A 20,539-nucleotide genomic window follows, 5' to 3' on the forward strand; every position below is an offset into this window, starting at 1 on the left:
CCGTCGACGATCGTCTATGCCGAAAACCATCCGCCCCACCTGAAATTCATCATGTTGAAATCCTGCGAATGAGTGAGCATTCGTGAGATAATCCCTAAAATACGAGGGACGGAAGTATGATGCCTTATTTTGTGTTTCTACCTGAAAAATTGCTATTTCCAGGTAGATTAAGAGTTGTGAGCTCCGTTAGATATCCAGAGAGGCTCATAATCGCATAATAAGAGCGCTGAGCTCCGTTAGAGCATGGAATGGTTACATGACTCCCGCACCTGCTGCTTTGGGTCATTCAACGAAATCGTTCGTGCCAATTCGGCTCCACCGTTCGCCAAGCGTGGTTCAACCTGTCCGGTATTGGCGATGACAAAGTTTCGGTCCACGATCATCTTTACGGTATACATAGGGCGTTCACCCTTAATAATTTTAAACGTTTAAATTCAGCAATTCAATTACACTATAAACCCTTGGTTAGATTGAGATACACATCGCTTAATCTCTGCTAACCATAATCATGTCAACTACTTGTTTCGCGAACGCAGCGTAGGAATCGATCAGATCAGGACTTTGATCAATAGCCCACCTGAGGGTATCGAAAGCCCTTAATAGCAGCAAATGCCTCGTTTCAGAAAGGTCTTTTTCACTTATTCCGTACCCGTCCATTAACACGTTGAATTCCTCAATACTCGGGCCTTCTTCTAGTCCTAGGATTTGGTAATGCATCAATTGAGCAACAGTTGAATGCGGAACCACGCTTACTTCTGCATTGCCCCAATCCAGCAATATAACTTGGTTTGCCTGATTGACAATCGTATTCTTTAAAGAGATATCTCCATGGTTTAAACCGAAGCGGAACGTTTTTTTCTTCAAATTCTCGAACAGCGTTCTTACTCTCCGCGATTCCATCTGAGTGATTACTCCAAGCTCAATCAAGCGATCATGCTCAGTCAAACTATTGATATTATACTGCACATACCCTTGCCAACTGCCATCTGATCCGGCATGAGAAGGTGACTGAAACTCACCATGTTCTGGATCAATCAGATTCTCTCCATATCCCTTCACTTGAATCGAATGAATAAGCTTGGCATACTCGCCAAGCTGCCTCCAAACATCGGACTTGGGAACCTTACTGTCTACCCCGTTGTCGCCATGGATAAAAGTTTGAATCATATATGCGGTTTCATCAACCATACCAACGGACAACACCTCGGGCCCGGGAATGCCAACTGCGGCTGCTTGCTCGATACACCATTTTTCTTTGATAAAGCTTGGAAATGAATCTTTATCGTTCATGCGGACAACGACTTTGCGACTCTCCGTTTCGACTACGCAAACCTGATTTGTGATGCCTTTACCTATGATCTGATATGAGGTTTTTACTTGTTCCAGAAGAAAATCGCCTGCAATTCGTTCTGCTTGCATAACTACAGAATTTTCCATCGTTTCTTTCACCCCCACAAGTGTCGTGCTTCGACTAGATTACCACAGACTTGTTTGGAAAGTACTTTTAAAACTAAACTGTCCTGCCCGGCAGTTCAACGCAAAAGGCAGCCGAACCGGCTGCCTTTTCGTCCATATTAAGCTAATGTTAACGCACCCTCGATACAAGCAACTGAATAACCGCCGATTAAGATTTTTCCGTTATCCTGAAATTGAACCTCGACCTTCCCATTGCGCCCGACACAAAATCCCTGACTAGCGACATAGTTTGGTTGTTTGATAAGTTCAAGCTTTCTAACGAGCGTTGCCACGCATCCATTGCCGCTGCCGCACACCGGGTCTTCATCTACTCCGACAGTAGGGGCAAATGACCGTACTTCAAGATCAGACCCTGTATTTCCATTAGCTAATCCGAATACGGTAACGCCTGTTACTCCTGGCGGTATCAATGTAGAAAGTTTCGCGATATTGGGGCGCAGGCTTCGGACCTCGTCGGCATCGGATAGTTGCAGCGTAATCCATACTGCTCCTACATCAATCGTTGCGCTTGCTTTTACGCTATACGAAGGGACTCCCAGGGCATCTGCAAATTCAACTAAATCAGCAGATTGTATGTTCTGTACCTTCGGCTCAGGCATAGTAAGGAATAGTTTATCTCCATCCATAAAAACTGAGACTAAGCCGCTGCCGCATTCCTGTACCAAACATCCTTCTGTCTTCGGTTTATGTCCATTTTTAAGAACAGCAAAAGCGGATCCTATAGTAGGGTGTCCTGCAAAAGGAAGCTCGCTTTTAGGGGTGAAAATACGCAATCTATAGTCAGCCCGCGGGTCTGTCGGCGTGCATACGAAGGTGGTTTCGGATAGGTTCGTCCAATTTGCGATAGCTTGCATCTGCTCCGTGGACAGTTCATTTCCATCGAGAACCACGGCAACGGGGTTTCCCTGAAATGGAACTTCCGTAAATACATCAACTTGTTGGAACGGAACTTGGTGAGTCATTGATGTTTCCCCCTTCATCTAATATGTGACATGTATTCAAATGCGGTTGTTCCATATACGCTTTTAAAATGTTTATTTAAATGGGTCAAATCAACAAAACCGCATGCGGCAACTGCTGAATAAATATCTTTATGCTTCTCAATTAAACGTTTGGCGCGTTCGATTTTGCAGTTAAGAAAGTATTGGTAAGGTGAAATTCCGGTATGTGCCTTAAATAATCGGATAAACTGAAACTTCGATAACTGAAGCTCACTGCTGATTTCATCCAGTTTTAAAACATGTTCCAGGTTGGCATGAAGCATATCCTTTGCTTTTCGAATCAGGACGTTTTCCTTCTTTCCATCAGTCGAAAGCTTTGTTTGAACGAGACCGTCCGCGAGGGACAAAAATAATTCATTGCATAAAGCCTCGTTTTTTTCGCTCAATATTGCTTCTGTCAGGCTTAATATTCGTTGTTCAAGCCGAACATCATACACAATCGGGGTTAAAAACCTTGGAATATCTTTTTTTTCGATTACTTCCAATAACAATTGGGGCTCGATATAAAGCATGACATAATCGAGACCCGTCCTATCATGGGCCATTCCATCATGGGCTTGTTCCGGATTAAAAAACATAACGCCATTCTGATAGGATAATTGTAAACTGCCCTCCAAGTTATACTCCTGAATCCCACGTAACGTAACACCAATGGCATATTCTTGATGAGCATGCTTTTTATACGTAAAATCAGTCATGCTTGCCGATAACGCGGTAATACCGGCCGATTTTCTATAAATAAATTTGTTCATTTTGTTTCACCTCTCTCTACATAAGCCTACCGCCTACATCCAAATCATAACTGCAGCATAAACGAGAGATATTGCCATTATTGCATTAACAACCTTGTTATGCTTCTGTAGAAACGCTTTAAAGACCGTACCGAAAAGCACCCATGTCATAAAGGATAAAAACCCAATTGCTGTGATTGCTAAAATGCTGATGGACATCGCTGTACTTGAGCTATAGTAGGGCATAACGAAAGCGGGAATTACGCTAAATGCAAATAGTACGACCTTAGGATTAAGAAACTGCATAAGCAAGCCGGAAAAGAACGTAGCCGTTTGGTTTACGGCCGGGTTCGATGCATCCATTTTAAAGATCAGATAAGAAAGATAGAGCATATAAAAGCTTCCGAAGATCTGCATCACAGTCATTATTTTCGGTAAGACCGTTATTAGAATCGTATTCAACATTGCGGAAATAACCAGTAATAAACCAAAACCGATCGTTGCTCCATACGTAAATTTCATCGCCTTTTTCGCCCCAAGATTATGTACGGTGGACAATATGACGATATTCGTAGGTCCGGGCGTAACCGTAGCAATCATGCAGTAAATCAAAAAAGTCGTAATATCCATGAGAACCCCTCTTTCTTGCTATTCTCATATACTACAACTCGGATTAAAGGGCTTATAGTACATTATTGCACCCTCCGAGAAAAAGTCAAAATAACGGCATAGCCAATCAAAATAGCGTTAAAGCCGAGCCCGGGTTGTTTTCTATAATACGTATATGACAACGACAAGAGGTGAGGTAGAGATGCAAACGACAAAGACGGCGACGGGTTCGGCGGCCGCGGCAACGGGCGTCAGGCCGAAGCGGGGAAGCGGACGCTTGCAGCGGCACGAAACGATCGCGGGATTCCTGTTCATCGGACCTATGTTGATCGGCGTTACCGTGCTGACGCTTATTCCCATTATCGCGACATTTTTATTATCGCTCGCCGATTGGAATTTCATAGCGGGCATCAAAGATATCAAGTGGGTGGGCCTCGAAAATTTTCAAAAGCTGTTCCAGGACGATATCTTCCTGAAATCGATGCGCAACAATGCGCTGTTCCTGCTGGCCGTTCCGGTTTATTTGATCATCTCCATGTTCCTGGCCATCGTGATCGACAAACACATTTACATGAAGGCCTACTTCAAGGTCGCATATTTCATGCCTTACATCTCCAGCATCGTGGCCGTGGCCATCGTATGGCAAGTATTGTTTAATCCGTCGGCCGGACCGGTGAACCAATTCCTGACGTCGATCGGCATCGAGAATCCGCCGAAGTGGATCGCGGATCCGAAATACGCGCTGGTTTCCCTGATGATGATCTCGGTATGGACGGCCATCGGGTTTAACATGATCGTCTACATCGCGGGCCTTCAATCGATTCCGAGAGACTTGTACGAAGCGGCGGAAATCGACGGGGCGGGCACTTGGACGAAATTCAAAAGCATCACGTTCCCGCAGCTGTCGTCGACGACGTTTTTCCTGCTCGTCACAGGTATCATCTCGACCTTCAAAGTGTTCGACCTGATCGCCGTATTGACCAAAGGCGGCCCGCTGTCGTCCACCAGCATGATCGTCTGGCAGCTGTACGACACGGCGTTCGTCAACCTGAAGATCGGTTACGCCTCCTCCATGGCGGTCGTCCTGTTCTTCTGCGTGCTCGCCATTACGCTGCTTCAATGGATCGGACAAAAAAAATGGGTGAACTACTAGAATTGAAGTTCAAAAAGTCCGCCTTTGATCACGAAGTAAATCGAGAAGCAGATTCGACATCGAATCTTGAATTCAGCCGAAACTTCCGGTGCTCACGTAGCTACCACTACGCTCCGCTCCTCAGTTCCTAGCTTCATTCAACCTTCTCGGTGCTGAAAACCGGACTTTTTGAACAACTATTTAAGGGGGAGAGAAACTTGACCGCAACAACGACCGCGAAAATTCGAAAGGGCATCGTGACCGCGCTGATGTTCGCCTTAAGCATCCTGTTCCTGATGCCGTTCCTGTGGATGTTGTCCGCTTCCTTCAAGATCGAAGCCGAAGTGTTCACGTACCCGATCAAGTGGCTGCCCACGCAGTGGCACGCGATCGAAAACTACAAGGAAGTATGGGTGGGCAAATTCCCGTTCTACAAATATTATTGGAACACGATCAAAGTAACGGTGGCGACGACGGCCATTTCCTCGGTCGTATCGGCGCTGGCCGCGTACGGCTTCTCCAAAATCCAGTTCGGCGCAAGCAAATATCTGTTTCTGATCGTGCTCGCGACGTACATGATTCCGCAGCAGGCGATTCTGGTGCCGCAGTTCATCCTGTACCGGCAAATCGGATTTTTCGACAGCCATCTCGGCCTCATCATGCTCGGAAGCTTCAGCGTACTCGGAACGTTCATGTTACGGCAATTCTTCATGGGCATCCATAACGAATTCATCGAATCGGCCAAAATCGACGGGGCGGGCCACTGGCGTATCTTCTGGCGCATCGCGTTCCCGCTGGTCCGTCCGGCGATCGCGACTTACGCGATTCTCCGTTTTATCTGGACGTGGAACGATTATCAGAATCCGCTCATTTTCCTGAGGACGGACGCTTTGTACACGATCCAGCTCGCGATGCAGAAGTTTACGACGATCAACGGAGAGTTTTATTCCTTAATGATGGCGGCCGCCGTTTCCGCGATTCTGCCGCTGCTGATCATCTTCGTCATCGGCCAGAAGAGCGTGATCGAAGGCATCGCCCTCGGCGGCGTAAAAGGATAGTTTGGTCGAGGATGTGCGACCGCGCTTCAGAGGTAGGGAATTTTCATGTGGTGATAAAACCTTTATCGAAGTAATTCGAGGATGAGCGACCGCGCTTCAGAGGTAGGTTTTATCGCCAATCAACATGTGGTGATAAAACCTTTATCGAAGTAATTCGAGGATGAGCGACCGCGCTTTAATGGTAGGTTTTATCGCCAATCAACATCCGAACTATCTAATCCTATTTAGATAGTTTGGAGATGTTGATGTGGTAAAAATAGTCGTAATTGTAGTCAAGATCGTAGTATAGAGCGGCTGTAAGCGGTTGCTACAATAAAGTCAAGAAAGCGGATACAGGCGAATAAAGACGATGGGGTCGGCTTTCTAACGTATAATGGAGATACATTCAAGGAGGGGTACGGATGTTTAAAGGGAAAAAGATGTTCTTCGTTCTCGCGTTGTCGGCCGTCATGGCTTTGACGGGATGCGCGGGCAACAACGGCGGCAACAACGGCAATACAGCGGGCAATGGGGGCGCGTCGACGGCGCCAAGCGAACCGCCGAAGGCGGGCGACGAGCCGGTCACGATCCAGCTCCATACGTTCGGTAACGAAGCCACGTACAATTGGGCCAAGACGGTCGCCGCTTTCGAGGAAAAATATCCGAACATCAAAGTCAACGTGAACGTGCTCAGCGAAAAAGGCGATACCCAGGAAGCGATCCAGAAGCTCGATCTCGCGGCTTCTTCGGGCGAGCAGATGGACGTTATCATGTTCTCCGATCCCGCCAGCTACGCGCAGCGCGTAGGCCTCGGCATGGTTGCGCCGCTAGACGAATTTATCGCGGCCGAAGGCTACAAAGTGAACGAAGACTATAAAGTGGATACGACGCTGAACGGCAAAGTGTACGCGCTGCCGGGCAAATTCAATCCGTGGTACGTGCTGCTCAACAAAACGGATCTGGATAAAGCGGGCCTCGAGGTTCCGACCGATTGGACATGGGAGGACTTCGCGACTTACGCGAAAACGCTGACGACCGGCGAAGGCGCGGGCAAACATTACGGCACGTACTTCCACGGTCCGCAAAACGGCGGCTGGATGGAATTCATGAAGCTGGCGCTGGCGAACCAACCTGACAACACGGAATTCCTGAAGGAAGATGGAACGATGAACTTCGACAATCCGCTGTTCCGCAAGACGCTCGAGCTTCGAGTCCAGATGGAGAAAGAAGACGCGTCCGCTACGCCGTACACCGACATGCTATCCCAGAAACTTCATTACCGTAATCAGTTCTTCAACCAGGCCGTCAGCATGATCATGATCGGCAGCTGGATGAACACCGAGCTGGGCGGCACGGAGCAATTCCCGCTTAACTTCGACGTGGCGGTCGCGCCGATTCCGAAGAACGACGCAGCCGACGAAGGCGGTTATACGATGGTTACGACGGACTACGTGTCCGTGGCCGAAAGCTCCAAGAACAAGGAAGCGGCTTACCAGTTCGTTCGCTGGTACACGACGGATGGCCAAATCGCGCAGGGCAAAAACATCCCGGCATGGAACGGCGTAGACCAATCGCAGCTGGAAAGCATCATCGACATTATTCTGAGCGGCACCAAAAATCCGGAGAAGGTCAACAAAGCTTCGCTCGTGAACACGCTGTCGAACGCCAAGTCTTCCAAAATCATTCCTCCGGTGACGTACCAATCCGAGATGTACAAGGTCATCAACGAGGAATACGAGAAGCTGATCTACGGTCAGCAGGACATCGACCAAGTCATCGCGGCGCTGAACGATCGTGTCCAAAAAATCATTGATGCCAACAAATAATAATAAAGGTTCAAAAAGTCCGGTTTTCAGCACCGAGAAGGTTGAAAGAAGATAGGAAATGAGGAGCGGAGCGTAGTGGGAGCTACGTGAGCACCGGAAGTTCCGGCTGAATTCAAGATTCGATGTCGAATATGCTTCAGGTAAGCATCGTGATCAAAAGCGGATCTTTTTGAACATCCTTTAATAGGCTATACTTGTATTATTAAAAATGAGAGGTGCAGCGTAAGAACTGCGCCTCTTTTTTTTCCAACCGCGCCGCTGACGCGACATTATCGACATCCCGGGAGGAAATCGCATGCAAGTTCCCACGAAGCCTTGGCTGTGGTCCAGATCGTTCCGCTTCCGCCTTATGGTCACGGCGGTCGTCTGCATTCTCGTTCCCGCGTTCATTACGCTGGCGATCTATAATATGCTGACCAAGGACGCCGTCAAGGAAGAGGCGGTCGCGCAATCGCGCCAGAAGCTGCAGCTCGTGGACGGCTACGTGACGAACCTGTTCGACTACATGCTTTATATCGCGAACAGCGTGCAGAATGATTCCTCGCTTAGCGTCGTGCTCAAAGAAATCGCGAACGGGAAGACGTACGACGGTCCAAACGGGGAATACGAGCGGTTTCTTGATCAAGCCAAAATTTTGAGCAAAATCGATTTCTTGACCATTCAAGGCGATTCGGCTTACGTAACGATTTTACTCAAAAACGGAACCAAATTCACGAATTACCCGATATCCGATTTCGATCCGATCGCGCTGAAGGACGAACCGTGGTTCGGACAATTGGACGGCCTGACGGGCATGCAGTCCTTATGGATCGGCACGTCCCCGACCGTCTTTCCCATCGAACGGGTGAACAGTCCCTATCAAATTTCCATGGGCCGTACGCTCCGCGCAGGAGTGAAGCCGTACGGGTACGTGTTCGTGACCATCATGGAGAAGCAGGTCGGCGGCATCTTTGGCCGATTGTCGGAAGGGCAGGAGACGATGCTGCTGGACGGCGGCGGGCGCATCATGTCGCATCTCGACAAGGAGAAGATCGGGGAAAGCTTCTCGCATTCCGCGAATCTTGAATCGTCCGTCAGGCCCGAGATCGTGAACGTCGGGGACGAAAGTTATATTTTGACTTCGCAAAAACAAAAATTGACGGGCTGGGAGCTCGTTTCCTTGACGCCTTATAAACAAGCGGTGTTTAAGCTGAATTCGATCTTCAACCGCGTGGCCGTGCTGCAGCTGCTCTCATTTGTCGTTTTTGTGCTGCTGTTCCTGTATTTGCTCGGGACCTTCACGAGGCCCCTGGTACGTCTAGGGAAGATGGCTGAGACAGTGCAGCGCGGGAACCTCGAGGTCCGTTCGAATATACGGGGCAGCGACGAGATCGGTTACCTCGGCCAGTCGTTCGACCTTATGCTCGACCGGGTGAAGGGGATGATCGCGGAGATTACGTTAACCCAATCAAGGAAACGCAAAGCCGAGCTGGCGATGCTGCAGGCGCAGATCAATCCGCATTTCCTATTCAACGTGCTGAATTCCATTCGGATGAAAGTCATGAAGAGCGGCGACTTGGACAGCGCGGAGATGATCAGCTCCTTGTCCAAGCTGCTTCGGATGACGATTATCCAAAGCAAGGATACGATTCCGCTGCACGAAGAGCTGTCGACCATCGCGGATTACGTGCTGCTCATGAACATGCGCCAGAAGGAGAAGGCGGAGCTTCGGCTTGATCCGGCGCCGGACACGCTGATGTGCCTGGTTCCGAGATTTTTCCTGCAGCCGATTATCGAGAACGCGCTCATTCACGGGCTCAGCCAGCGGGCGGGTACGATCGAGATCGCGTCCAGCACTACGAGCCAGGATGTCGTCATCAGTGTCCGGGACAGCGGCTCGGGAATGGAGGAGGTCAAACTTGCTCATTTGCGGTCTAAGCTCGAGCCTGGCGCGGACCTAACCGAGGCGAACGGCGATTCGAGCGGCAGACTCTCCGGCTTCGGCCTGTATAACGTGTGCGAGCGCATGCGGATGACGTACGGCGAATCGTTCCGCATCGAGGTGGACAGCGCCGAGGACGCCGGGACAACGATTACGATGATCATTCCGAAGCAGAGGGCGGAGGTGGACCAGGATGTATAAAGTGATGCTCGTGGACGACGATTATCCCGTGTTGGAGCTAATTCATTATGCCATCGACTGGGAGAGCATGGGGCTCTCCGTCATCGGCATGCACGAGAACGGGGCAAGGGCGCTGGAAGCGGCCGCGACGGAAATGCCGGATATTCTCATTACGGACATCGGCATGCCCCAGATGAACGGACTGGAGCTGATCGCCAAGCTGAAGGACGCGAAGCCGGGCTTGCGTGCGGCCATTCTGTCCTGCCATGACGAATTCGAATACGCCAGGCAGGCCATGAAGCTGCAGGTGCAAGACTACCTGCTCAAGGATACGCTGGATCCGGCCGCGATCCGCGCGCTGCTCTCGCAATTCATCGCAAGCTTGGAAGAGGAGCGCGAGCATCAAACCAAGCAGCTCCGGATGGAAAGGCTGGTCGACCGCAACCGCTCGTTAATGAAGGAGAAGTTCATACGAGCCACGCTTCAGCAGCCGATGCTGGATATCGAGAAGTGGAAGTCGGAGCTCGAAAGTTATGGCCTGCCGCTTCGCGGCGGGGAAACGATCATCCCGGTTATCGGGCTCGTCGACGAGTTCCGGGCGGCGAAGCAACGATTTCAATCCGAAGAAGTGCTGCGGTTCGCGCTGGACAACGTGCTCGAAGAGACGATTCAGCAGTTCGGCCTGAAGGCCGTCCATTTTCAGTACAGTACCCAAGAAACGGTGCTGCTCGCGGCGTTTCAAGGCGGCTTGAAGGTGAACGGCTACGAGAAGACGCGAGAGCTTCTGCGCGCGATTCAAAAGGCGGTTCGAACCTTAAAGCTGTCAATGTCGTTTCTCATCGGCGACGGCTGCCCGGCACCGGAAGGGATCAAATCGTCGCTGCTCGGCATCCAGAAGGACGGGGTTGCCCGGTTCTACCGACAAGGCGGAGAGATCACGCGAGCGGAGGGGCGGGCTCCCGAAAGCTACGACATGTTCAAGGATTTCCAGAAATGCAGCGAGAAGCTGCGGGATTTGATTCTGGGCAAGAAGGTGGGGGAAATCCAATCCGCCGTATCCGGCTGGCTGGAAGAAGCGGAACGGCGGCGTCCGGATCCCGCGGTCGTCAAGGATTGGGTGCTCAGGCTGTTGCTGGATACGAGGTTGAAGCTGCAATCCGTGCTCGACTACCGTTCGGCGGGCAGGGGCGACGTGCTTCCTAATGAAGCGCTGGAGCTGGACACGATTACGGAGCTAAAGGAATGGATGATCAGCCACTGCCTGTCCATCATAGCGGCCGACATGTACGGGGGAATCGCGAGCAAACGAGCGGAAATCGCGGAAGCTTGCCAGTACGTCACGCAGCGCTTGGATCGCAAAATTACGCTGGAAGAAGTCGCGGAGCAGCTTTTTATGAACCCGAGCTATTTTAGCAGGCTGTTCAAGAAGGAAACGGGAGAGACGTTTATCGAATACGTTACGAGAATGAAAATGCACCGCGCGAAGGAACTGCTAGAAGAAAGTGCGACGCCGGTTGGCAAAATATGCGAAACGTTAGGCTACGACAACCAGAGTTACTTCATCAAATTGTTCAAATCGTTTTCGGGGCTTACGCCCGTCGAATACCGGAGCCAACTGCGCAAATAAGGGAGTGGACGCGATGAAGCGGGGAAATGTAGGATTGGGTGGTTTAGGGGAAGCTTTGCATGGCCGGGCGCGCGGGTTCGAGCTGCTCGGCGGCGCGGAAGATTCGCGCCGGATGGCGGACAGGCTGCTGCGCGACGGCTCGCTGTCCGGACTAGTAGGCGAGATCGAGTCGGAGGCGGATCGCATGCTCGGCGAGGAGGAGCCGCTGCTCACCGACGAGCTGTTCCGCGATTATGGCGAAACCGGGGAACGACTTCCTTACGAGCGCGTTTACTTCGAGAAGCGCAAACGGCTGAATGCGTTTGCTTTGATGGCATGGTTGAGGCCGTCCTCGCCGGCTTATTTGGATGCGCTGCACAAGACGGCATGGTCGGTTTGCGAGGAATTTACGTGGTGTTTGCCCGCCCATTACGGCGAGAAGCGCGGTCCGTACGGCAACATCGATTTGTTCGCGGCGGAGACGGGGTTCGCGCTTTGCGAGATGGCCGCATTGCTGGGCGACGCGCTTGAGCCGGAGCTTGCGAAGCGGATCGCGGAGGAGGCGGAGCGCCGGCTGTTCGAGCCGTATCTCGAGCAAGGGCCTTATCCGTGGGAGAAGCTGGAGAACAACTGGTCCTCGGTATGCGCGGGATCTATCGGCTCCGCGGCGCTATATGCGATTGCCGACGCGGACCGACTAGCTCGGGTGCTGGAGAAGGTGCAGGCGGCGATGGATTGTTTCCTGGCGGGATACGGCGAAGACGGCGCATGCGTCGAGGGGTACTCCTATTGGCAATACGGATTCGGCTATTACGTCTATTACGCGGATCTGCTAAAGACAGCGACTAGCGGGGCGTTCGACGGTTTCTCGGGATCAAAGGCGAGAGAGATCGCGTTGTTCCAGCAGCGCTGCTTCTCCGGCGGCGATACGGTCATCAATTTCTCGGATTCGCCGCAGTATAACGGCGTGTACATGGGGCTGACGATGCGGCTGCGCGACGAGTATCCGGAGGTTGCTCTGCCGAACCCTTCCCTTCGGGAGCCGTACGCGGCGGATCATTGCGGACGCTGGGCGCATGCCCTTCGTAATTTGATCTGGGCTTCTTCTTCGAGGGAAGGGGCTGTCATAGCGGAGGCCGAAGCGGGCGATTGGCCGACGGAAGCCCGGTACTTGGCGGACGCGGGCTGGTTCCTGTCGCGTTACGTTCCCGAGAGGGGAACCTCGTATTGCTTCGCGGCCAAAGGCGGCCATAACGGCGAATCGCATAACCATAACGATTGCGGCCATTTTATTCTGCACGCGGACGGCGAGGCGTATTTGGCCGATTTGGGAAGCGGCGTGTACACGAAGCAGTACTTCGGTCCAGATCGGTATACGTTCTGGTGCAACGGCTCGCAAGGCCATTCGCTTCCGATCGTGAACGGACAGCTGCAGGAAGCGGGAGAGCAGCGGAAAGCGCGAGTGACGGAAGCGAACGTCGGCGGCGAGGAAGATCGTTTCGCGCTCGAGTTAAGCGGCTTGTACCCTGCTTCGGCCGGCCTGGTTAGCTTAGCGAGAAGCTTCCGTTGGCGTAAAGCGGGCAAGCCGAGTTTGATTTTGACGGACCGGATTTCGTTCGGTCAAGTTTCGCCGGAGACGGATGCGGATAGCGTGAACAAGGTTGTCGAACGTTTCGTTACGATGCAAGAGCCAAAGCTCGGGGAAGAAGGTTGGTTGACGATCGAGGGCAAGCGCCTCCTGCGGATCGGATACGATGCTCGGCTATGGAAGCCCGTCGTCACGGCGCGAAGCGATCGGGACCATTTCGACCAAGAGAGACATTGGCATACGCTTGATTTTCATTCGGTGGCAGGAATGAGGGGGGCCGTTGTAGAAGCGGTCTTTACGTTCGAATTCATCACTTGAAGGGGGAGCAAGGAATGACGAGGGAACAAACGGCGGGCGACCGCGCCTATTGGCTGGACAGAATGAGAGCGGTTGCAGAGCCGGTATTGGTTGCGGCGGCGGAGCGTCGCCTAAGAAGGGACATGCCGGTGGAAGCGAAGGACGGATTGCTGGACGACCGGATGAAGTTTACTCATCTGGAGGCGATCGGGCGGCTGCTCTGCGGCATCGCTCCCTGGCTGGAGCGGCGCGAAGGCGGTTCGGACGCGGAGGAACAATCGTTACGGCAGCGGTATGCGGAGCTGGCGCGCAAAGCCATCGAGGCGGGAGTCGACCCGGCTTCCCCGGATTACTTGAACTTCACGGACGGCCACCAGCCGATCGTGGATGCCGCATTCCTCGCGCAGGCGCTGCTTCGCGCGCCTTCGGAGCTGTGGGGCAAGCTTGCGCCGGACGTTCAGCGCAACATCGTCGCGGGACTGAAGGCGACTCGCACGCGCAAGCCGTTCGCGAACAACTGGCTATTGTTCGCGGCAACGATTGAAGCGTTCCTCTATGTTGCGGGAGAGCCGGACTGGGATCCGATGCGGATCGACTACGCGCTCAGGCAGCATGAAGCTTGGTACGTCGGAGACGGCGCATATGGCGACGGTCCGCATTTCCATTGGGATTACTACAACAGCTTCGTCATCCAGCCGATGCTGTTGGACGTGCTCGAAGCCGTACATAAGCAGGACCAAACTTGGGAGCAGCATTACCCGAACGCTATCGCTCGCGCGCGGCGGTTCGCGGCCGTGCAGGAGCGGATGATCGCGCCGGACGGCACGTTCCCTCCGATCGGAAGATCGCTGGCCTACCGCTGCGGCGCGTTCCAAAGCTTGGCGCAGAGCGCCTTGCGCGGGGAGCTGCTGGAAGGACTGGCGCCGGGCGCGGTGCGAAGTGCGCTGACGGCGATCATCGGGCGAACGCTGGACGCGCCCGGCACCTTCACGGAAGACGGCTGGCTGACGATCGGGTTAAGCGGGCATCAGCCCGGCCTTGGCGAAGGGTATATTTCGACGGGCAGCACCTACCTGTGCGCGGCCGTCTTTCTGCCGCTCGGCTTGCCCGCTTCGGATCCGTTCTGGACCGAGCCCGGCCAGCCTTGGACATCCGTGCTCGCATGGAGCGGGTTGGCGACGCCGATCGATTCCGCGCTCAAGTAACGGGGAAGCGGTCTCTATTTTTGGGATGTAAATTTCGCGCAAAAATAAGGTCAGGCACTTGAAATTGATTGGGAAGTTGAGTATGATAAAAATGGCTGTTAGCACTAAACGCTTACGAGTGCTAACGATGTACAATAAGCGACAAATTTAGAAGGAGGCTATTTTCAATGATTAAACCATTGGGTGAACGCGTATTGATCGAACCAATCGCGAAGGAAGAAACGACTGCGAGCGGCATCGTGCTGCCGGATACGGCGAAGGAAAAGCCGCAAGAAGGCAAAGTCATCGCGGTAGGCAGCGGATCGCTGAAAGACGGCGTACGCGTGGCATTGGAAGTAAAAGAAGGCGACCGCGTTCTGTTCTCCAAATATGCGGGAACGGAAATCAAATACGAAGGCAAAGAGTATTTGATCATGAAAGAAAGCGACATCCACGCGATTTTCGGCTAAGTTCGCATACACATACTTAATTTAACCATTCGGGAGGTAATCGATCATGGCTAAAGAAATTAAATTTAGCGAAGAAGCGCGCCGTTCTATGCTGCGCGGCGTCGACGCTCTTGCAAACGCGGTGAAAGTCACGCTCGGTCCTAAAGGCCGCAACGTGGTACTCGAGAAGAAATTCGGAAGCCCGCTTATTACGAACGACGGCGTGTCCATCGCCAAAGAAATCGAGCTGGAAGACGCGTTCGAGAACATGGGCGCTCAACTGGTCAAAGAAGTAGCTACCAAAACTAACGACGTGGCTGGTGACGGCACGACGACCGCAACTGTTCTGGCTCAAGCGATGATTCGCGAAGGTCTGAAAAACGTAACTGCCGGCGCTAACCCGATGGTCATTCGCAAAGGCATCGAGAAAGCCGTTAAAGCGGCTGTCAACGAGCTCAAAGCGATCTCCAAGCCAATCGAAGGCAAACAATCGATCGCGCAAGTCGCTTCCATCTCCTCCGCTGACGAGGAAGTGGGCCAACTGATCGCGGAAGCGATGGAGAAAGTCGGCAACGACGGCGTTATCACGGTTGAAGAATCCAAAGGCTTCAACACGGAGCTTGAAGTGGTTGAAGGCATGCAGTTCGACCGCGGTTACGTTTCCCCTTACATGATCACGGACACGGACAAGATGGAAGCGGTGCTCGACAACCCTTACATCCTGATCACGGACAAAAAAGTATCCAACATCCAAGAGATCCTGCCTGTCCTGGAGAAAGTCGTTCAATCCGGCAAGCAGCTTCTGATCATCGCGGAAGACGTGGAAGGCGAAGCGCAAGCGACGCTGATCGTCAACAAACTGCGCGGCACGTTCACTTGTGTAGCGGTTAAAGCTCCTGGCTTCGGCGACCGCCGCAAAGCAATGCTGCAAGATATCGCTGCTCTGACAGGCGGCCAAGTGATCACGGAAGAGCTCGGCCTAGAGCTGAAATCGACGACGGTAGACCAACTGGGCTCCGCTCGCCAAATCCGTATCACCAAAGAAAACACGATCATCGTTGACGGCGCAGGCAACTCTGCCGACATCAGCGCTCGCGTGAACCAAATCCGCGCGCAGCTGGAAGAAACGACTTCCGACTTCGACAAAGAGAAGCTGCAAGAGCGCCTGGCGAAGCTTGCTGGCGGCGTAGCGGTTATCAAAGTCGGCGCGGCTACCGAAACCGAACTGAAAGAGCGCAAGCTCCGCATCGAAGACGCCCTGAACTCCACTCGCGCAGCGGTGGAAGAAGGTATCGTATCCGGCGGCGGCACGGCTCTGGTTAACGTATACAAAGCTGTAGCAGCTGTAGAAGCTGTTGGCGACGAAGCGACTGGCGTGAACATCGTTCTGCGCGCGCTTGAAGAGCCGATCCGCACGATCGCGGCGAACGCGGGCCAAGAAGGTTCCGTTATCGTTGAGCGTCTGAAAAACGAGCCTGTAGGCATTGGCTACAACGCGGCTACCGGCGAGTGGGTCAACATGTTCGACGCAGGTATCGTAGACCCTGCGAAAGTAACGCGTTCCGCATTGCAAAACGCTGCATCCGTAGCGGCTATGTTCCTGACGACCGAAGCGGTTGTTGCCGACAAACCGGAGCCTAAAGGCGCTGGCGGCGGCATGCCTGACATGGGCGGCATGGGCGGTATGGGCGGCATGATGTGATGAACTCATTATCGAAGTAATTCGATGATGAGCGACCGCGCCTAAGCGGTAACAATGAGAGGCCGAGCAAAAGTTCCGAGGAACTTCTGCGCGGCCTCTTTTTTGTTGTCGGGAGTAAGACGAAATCCGAATTACGGCCGAGGCCGATCAAGCACGTCTACGGTGCCGTCCGAACGGCCGACGATGACCTGAGCGGCCATCCCGATAAATAACCCGTGCTCGACGACGCCGGGAATGCGGTGGAGAGCGTCGGCGAGCAGCCCGGGCTGCTCGATGGGGCCGAACTCGCAGTCCATCGTAAAGTTCCCGTTGTCGGTCCTATAGGGCTGAGCGTCAGCAGCCATTCTCATCCTCAGCTCGCAGCCGAGCTGGCGCAGCTTCCGCTGCGTGAGCTCAAAGGCGAACGGGACCACCTCGACGGGCAGCGGGAATTGGCCGAGATGCCGCACAAGCTTGGATTCGTCGATGATCACTATCAGCCGTTTGCTTGCGTCGGCGACGATTTTTTCTCGCAGCAGCGCGCCGCCGCCGCCTTTGATTAAGTTCCATTCCGGGTCGACTTCGTCGGCGCCGTCAATCGTGACATCGATGTCCTCGACATCCGAGAACGAAATCATCGGAATGCCCAATTGCCTTGCCAGCTGCTCGGAGCGGACAGAAGTGGCTACAGCCTTGATCGTCAGCCCGTCCGCGACTTTCCTGCCGACCGCTTGAATGAAATGATAAACGGTCGATCCGGTACCCAAACCGACGGTCATGCCGTCTTCCAGCCATTCGACCGCCCGTTCGGCGGCCGCGCGTTTGGCATCCATGGAATCACCTCGCATATATTTCTTGAATTAGACGGATCCGGTGAGCTGTTTCGCTGCCGATGCGGGCTGTATTCTGCACAGCCGGTTCGAGAAAAACGATCCCCACAGCGAGACGGCAATCAGCACAAGATTGGTCAGTACGGTAAGGAGCAGCGCGTTCATGAAAGCGGACATGAAGCCGAGGACTCCGAGCGCGAGCAGGCCAATCAGGTAAGGCGACGAGACGACGCCCGACACGATCCGCATGAACAGGGCGTTGCCGAGCATGAACAAGGCGGGTCCTACGAGAGTGACGGCTATCGTTTGGGTGTCGATGTGGCCGACGGGATGGGCAAGCAGCAATTCATCGGCGACGGCCGTCACGATAATACCCGCGACCAGCAGCAGATGCGTATACGTGTAAGCGGATCTGGCGACGCGGCCCGGATCGGACGAATGGGCGATAAAATGATGTCCGGTTTTGGCGGTCGAACCGAAGTAGATCCACCACATCGCGGCCGAGCCGGCGAAAGCGGTCGCGAAGGCGGCTAACGTGGCCGGGCTCCAGTCCAGCTTGGCGAAGGTCGCTCCCGTTATCAGAATCGATTCGCCCAGCGCAATGATGATGAACAGGCCGCAGCGTTCGGCCATATGGGATCCTTCCACGTTCCAGACCGCTGTTGGCGTTCTGCCGAGTCGCGGCGTCCAGAAGCCTAACGAAGGAGCCGCGTATTCGATCGACAGCGCAATGATCCATAAAGCCATCCGCCATTCACTCTCTATGATTCCTCCGGCAATCCAGAACACGCCGGACAACGTCAGCCAAGCGAGTATACGGACAAAATTAACCCGGAGTTCATGAAGCCCGCCGCGAAGGAGCCATACCGTATACGCGGTCCGTCCCACTTGAAACAACGTGTAGGCGGCGGCAAAATAAAGGCCGGACGTTTCGAACGCTTTCGGAATCGAAGAGGACATGATCAACCCCAGCAGCATTAGTGCGATCAGCAGGACGCGCACCTGTTGGCTTTCGGGATTCAGGGAGTTAATGACCCAAGCGGTAAAGATCCAAGCCCACCAGACGGCCATCGTAATGAGCGCTAGTCGAACGGCGCCTTCCAGCGTGAAGTTTTCCAGGAAGGAATGCGACAGCTGCGTGATGGCAAAGACAAAGATCAAGTCGAAAAACAACTCAATAAACGATACTTTTCCCGAGTCGCTGCTCCCCCGGCTGCGCAGCAACAAGGCTCTTGCGGTTAACGGCTCCATCCTTTCACTCCTTATGAGATTGGTAAAACTATTCTAATAGACATCCATTGTAGCATGGGGATGCATTTTGGTCTCACATTAATGACCATGGTAGGGTTCGTTCATCGAACCTTTTCTGGTATAGTAGAGACATCTATTTCGGGAAGAAGAGGGCCGCTTATGGGGAAGAAGCTGTTCTGGTCGGATTGGTTGATTGTCGTGGGGTTTGTCTTGTGGTTCTGGGGCTCGGAGATCGTCAAGAAATACGCCGAGAAAACATGGTTTGAGCCGGTGCTGGCATGGCTGAACAACAACTTTATGTTTTCCGTCCCGTTTTGGTCGGTGTTTTTTTTCGCCGGCACGTTTGTGGCCATCTTCCTGCGTTATCATCAGCGCAGAGTGGCGGAGCTGGAGACGCTGCTCGAAGACGAGAAACGGATCATGTCCCTGCTGAACGAGGAGCAAAGGCCGCTTCAGCTGCGATATTTGCTTGGCAAGGCGGCGCGATCGTTCGTGGAGCGTAACCCGTACGCGATCGCGGCTCAGCTATTCCATTACGAGATCATGATCGGACGCGGCAATACGCGAATAGCAGTCAAAAATATCGGCGAATACGCCAGGGAAGGCGAGAACGTCAACATTTTCTCGCAGCATTACTACAACGTGCCGACTAGATTGTATCAGGAGCTGCGTGAAGCGCAAAAGGCGCTGGCCTCGCATGACTTGATGCCGGCGATCCTGATGGCCGAACGGCTGCAGTCCCGGCTGCGGGCGAAGAGCGCCGTTCATTATACGGGCAAGGACGCCGTGGAATTCGCGTTCTGCAGAATCGCGCTTGGCATGATGGCGACCTATCTCGACATCCGCGTCGATTACGAGCTGCCCGAGGACAAGGCGGAGAAGCTGGACGGCATGCTCCGCTCTGGCATTCTGATGGCCATTCTCATGCAAACGAACTACTACGTGTTCTCGAACCATGGCAGCGACGAGAAGCGGGACAGGGTTTACTACGCTACCGAGATCCAAATGCCGCGGGAGCGGATGCTCGCTTTGATCATTTTTAGTCCGGGTCTGCATGACGAATCGAGCCGCTTCATCGACGAGACGATGACGGAGGCTGATCAAGTTCTGCGTGAATTGTTGGCCAGAATATATTATAATGGGAAGAACGATGCTGGAGGAGGACGGAACCATGGATGATGTCCAAAAAATCCCCGTACTCCAAGGGGAAGAACGTACGAAGGCGCTGCAGAAGCTCGAAGCCTATGGCTTCAAGGTTAAGCCGGCCCAGTCCGAGGAGGAGCCAACCCCGAAGAATATTTCGTTCTTCGGACGCCGGACGGAACGGATGGTTATCGGCTAATCGCCTCGCCTCGCGAGCGCATAAGGGAGAGAGACGACCTCGTCGTCTCTTTTTTTTCGCATAAGAACGAATAATTTTCCGAACATATCGGAATAACATATGAGAATTTGCAAGGAAGCGCTTTTCTCACACGTCGGCCGCTCACCGCATACCGTATGGCAGGAGGGTGGAGCATGAAACGAACGAAGGCGGATTGGCTGGCGATACTTGCGGACCGCGGATTCAAGATCGGGTTGCCGGCGACGTACCGCGAACGCGGCTCTTATGTGGAGATCAGACGCAGCACGCTGACGCTTGCGCAGCTGGAAGCCCCCGAGAACGGGTTCCACCTGTCGCACGATCCACACCAATCCAGCCTATCTGGCGAATCTCGCAATCCGGGCTCGGTCTGATCGGTG

The 20,539-nt window shown here is 53.3% G+C and carries 18 protein-coding genes; 12 read left to right on the top strand and 6 right to left on the bottom strand.

The window, feature by feature from the left end:
* Positions 1 to 486: 486 nt before the first annotated feature.
* The 4 genes from RB620_RS25460 to RB620_RS25475 all read right to left on the bottom strand — a co-directional run bounded on the left by RB620_RS25460 (position 487) and on the right by RB620_RS25475 (position 3,838).
* Complete coding sequence (locus RB620_RS25460; RefSeq protein ID WP_308099315.1) at positions 487 to 1,437, bottom strand: phosphotransferase; 951 nt, start codon at positions 1,435 to 1,437, stop codon at positions 487 to 489.
* Positions 1,438 to 1,574: 137 nt separating this feature from the next.
* Entirely contained in the window at positions 1,575 to 2,438 is an 864-nt protein-coding gene (locus tag RB620_RS25465) for a PhzF family phenazine biosynthesis protein (RefSeq protein ID WP_308099317.1), read from the bottom strand.
* A gap of 14 nt (positions 2,439 to 2,452) precedes the next feature.
* The gene (locus RB620_RS25470) at positions 2,453 to 3,229 is read right to left on the bottom strand and encodes an AraC family transcriptional regulator (RefSeq protein ID WP_308099319.1); all 777 of its coding nucleotides are present in this window, start codon (positions 3,227 to 3,229) and stop codon (positions 2,453 to 2,455) included.
* A 33-nt stretch (positions 3,230 to 3,262) separates the two neighbouring features.
* The gene (locus tag RB620_RS25475; protein WP_308099320.1) at positions 3,263 to 3,838 is read right to left on the bottom strand and encodes a LysE family translocator; all 576 of its coding nucleotides are present in this window, start codon (positions 3,836 to 3,838) and stop codon (positions 3,263 to 3,265) included.
* Between the two features lie 181 nt (positions 3,839 to 4,019).
* Here RB620_RS25475 and RB620_RS25480 point away from each other — a divergent pair, with 181 nt between their 5' ends.
* The 9 genes from RB620_RS25480 to groL all read left to right on the top strand — a co-directional run bounded on the left by RB620_RS25480 (position 4,020) and on the right by groL (position 16,739).
* Entirely contained in the window at positions 4,020 to 4,970 is a 951-nt protein-coding gene (locus tag RB620_RS25480) for a carbohydrate ABC transporter permease (protein ID WP_308099322.1), read from the top strand.
* Positions 4,971 to 5,218: 248 nt separating this feature from the next.
* Complete coding sequence (locus RB620_RS25485; protein WP_308099431.1) at positions 5,219 to 6,007, top strand: carbohydrate ABC transporter permease; 789 nt, start codon at positions 5,219 to 5,221, stop codon at positions 6,005 to 6,007.
* 401 nt (positions 6,008 to 6,408) lie between these two features.
* Complete coding sequence (locus RB620_RS25490; protein WP_308099324.1) at positions 6,409 to 7,812, top strand: ABC transporter substrate-binding protein; 1,404 nt, start codon at positions 6,409 to 6,411, stop codon at positions 7,810 to 7,812.
* A gap of 295 nt (positions 7,813 to 8,107) precedes the next feature.
* On the top strand, positions 8,108 to 9,934 hold the full coding sequence (locus tag RB620_RS25495; protein WP_308099326.1) for a cache domain-containing sensor histidine kinase: 1,827 nt from the start codon (positions 8,108 to 8,110) through the stop codon (positions 9,932 to 9,934).
* Positions 9,927 to 11,540, top strand: a complete 1,614-nt coding sequence (locus RB620_RS25500) for a response regulator transcription factor (RefSeq protein WP_308099327.1) — start codon at positions 9,927 to 9,929, stop codon at positions 11,538 to 11,540. Before RB620_RS25495 ends, RB620_RS25500 begins: the two co-directional genes overlap by 8 nt.
* A gap of 13 nt (positions 11,541 to 11,553) precedes the next feature.
* Positions 11,554 to 13,425, top strand: a complete 1,872-nt coding sequence (locus RB620_RS25505) for a heparinase II/III domain-containing protein (RefSeq protein WP_308099329.1) — start codon at positions 11,554 to 11,556, stop codon at positions 13,423 to 13,425.
* A gap of 14 nt (positions 13,426 to 13,439) precedes the next feature.
* The gene (locus tag RB620_RS25510; RefSeq protein ID WP_308099331.1) at positions 13,440 to 14,609 is read left to right on the top strand and encodes a DUF2264 domain-containing protein; all 1,170 of its coding nucleotides are present in this window, start codon (positions 13,440 to 13,442) and stop codon (positions 14,607 to 14,609) included.
* A 167-nt stretch (positions 14,610 to 14,776) separates the two neighbouring features.
* The gene (gene groES, locus RB620_RS25515; RefSeq protein WP_087571121.1) at positions 14,777 to 15,058 is read left to right on the top strand and encodes a co-chaperone GroES; all 282 of its coding nucleotides are present in this window, start codon (positions 14,777 to 14,779) and stop codon (positions 15,056 to 15,058) included.
* A 46-nt stretch (positions 15,059 to 15,104) separates the two neighbouring features.
* On the top strand, positions 15,105 to 16,739 hold the full coding sequence (gene groL / locus RB620_RS25520; RefSeq protein ID WP_308099334.1) for a chaperonin GroEL: 1,635 nt from the start codon (positions 15,105 to 15,107) through the stop codon (positions 16,737 to 16,739).
* Positions 16,740 to 16,870: 131 nt separating this feature from the next.
* Here groL and rpiA read toward each other — a convergent pair whose 3' ends face one another.
* Both rpiA and RB620_RS25530 read right to left on the bottom strand, forming a co-directional pair.
* The gene (rpiA, locus tag RB620_RS25525; protein WP_308099335.1) at positions 16,871 to 17,551 is read right to left on the bottom strand and encodes a ribose-5-phosphate isomerase RpiA; all 681 of its coding nucleotides are present in this window, start codon (positions 17,549 to 17,551) and stop codon (positions 16,871 to 16,873) included.
* Between the two features lie 27 nt (positions 17,552 to 17,578).
* A complete protein-coding gene (locus RB620_RS25530; protein ID WP_308099336.1) occupies positions 17,579 to 18,799 on the bottom strand; it encodes a low temperature requirement protein A in 1,221 nt (406 codons plus the stop codon).
* Positions 18,800 to 18,958: 159 nt separating this feature from the next.
* Here RB620_RS25530 and RB620_RS25535 point away from each other — a divergent pair, with 159 nt between their 5' ends.
* The 3 genes from RB620_RS25535 (at position 18,959) to RB620_RS25545 (ending at position 20,533) form a co-directional block, all read left to right on the top strand.
* Positions 18,959 to 19,978 carry a hypothetical protein gene (locus tag RB620_RS25535; RefSeq protein ID WP_308099338.1) on the top strand — a complete coding sequence of 340 codons (1,020 nt, stop codon included), beginning with the start codon at positions 18,959 to 18,961 and terminating at the stop codon, positions 19,976 to 19,978.
* Positions 19,971 to 20,141, top strand: a complete 171-nt coding sequence (locus RB620_RS25540) for a hypothetical protein (protein WP_308099339.1) — start codon at positions 19,971 to 19,973, stop codon at positions 20,139 to 20,141. The genes RB620_RS25535 and RB620_RS25540 overlap by 8 nt, the downstream gene beginning before the upstream one ends.
* Positions 20,142 to 20,314: 173 nt before the next feature.
* A complete protein-coding gene (locus RB620_RS25545; RefSeq protein WP_308099341.1) occupies positions 20,315 to 20,533 on the top strand; it encodes a hypothetical protein in 219 nt (72 codons plus the stop codon).
* Positions 20,534 to 20,539: the final 6 nt, after the last annotated feature.

Origin of the sequence: Paenibacillus sp. LHD-117 (genome assembly GCF_030929555.1) — a bacterium.
Classification (GTDB): domain Bacteria; phylum Bacillota; class Bacilli; order Paenibacillales; family Paenibacillaceae; genus Pristimantibacillus.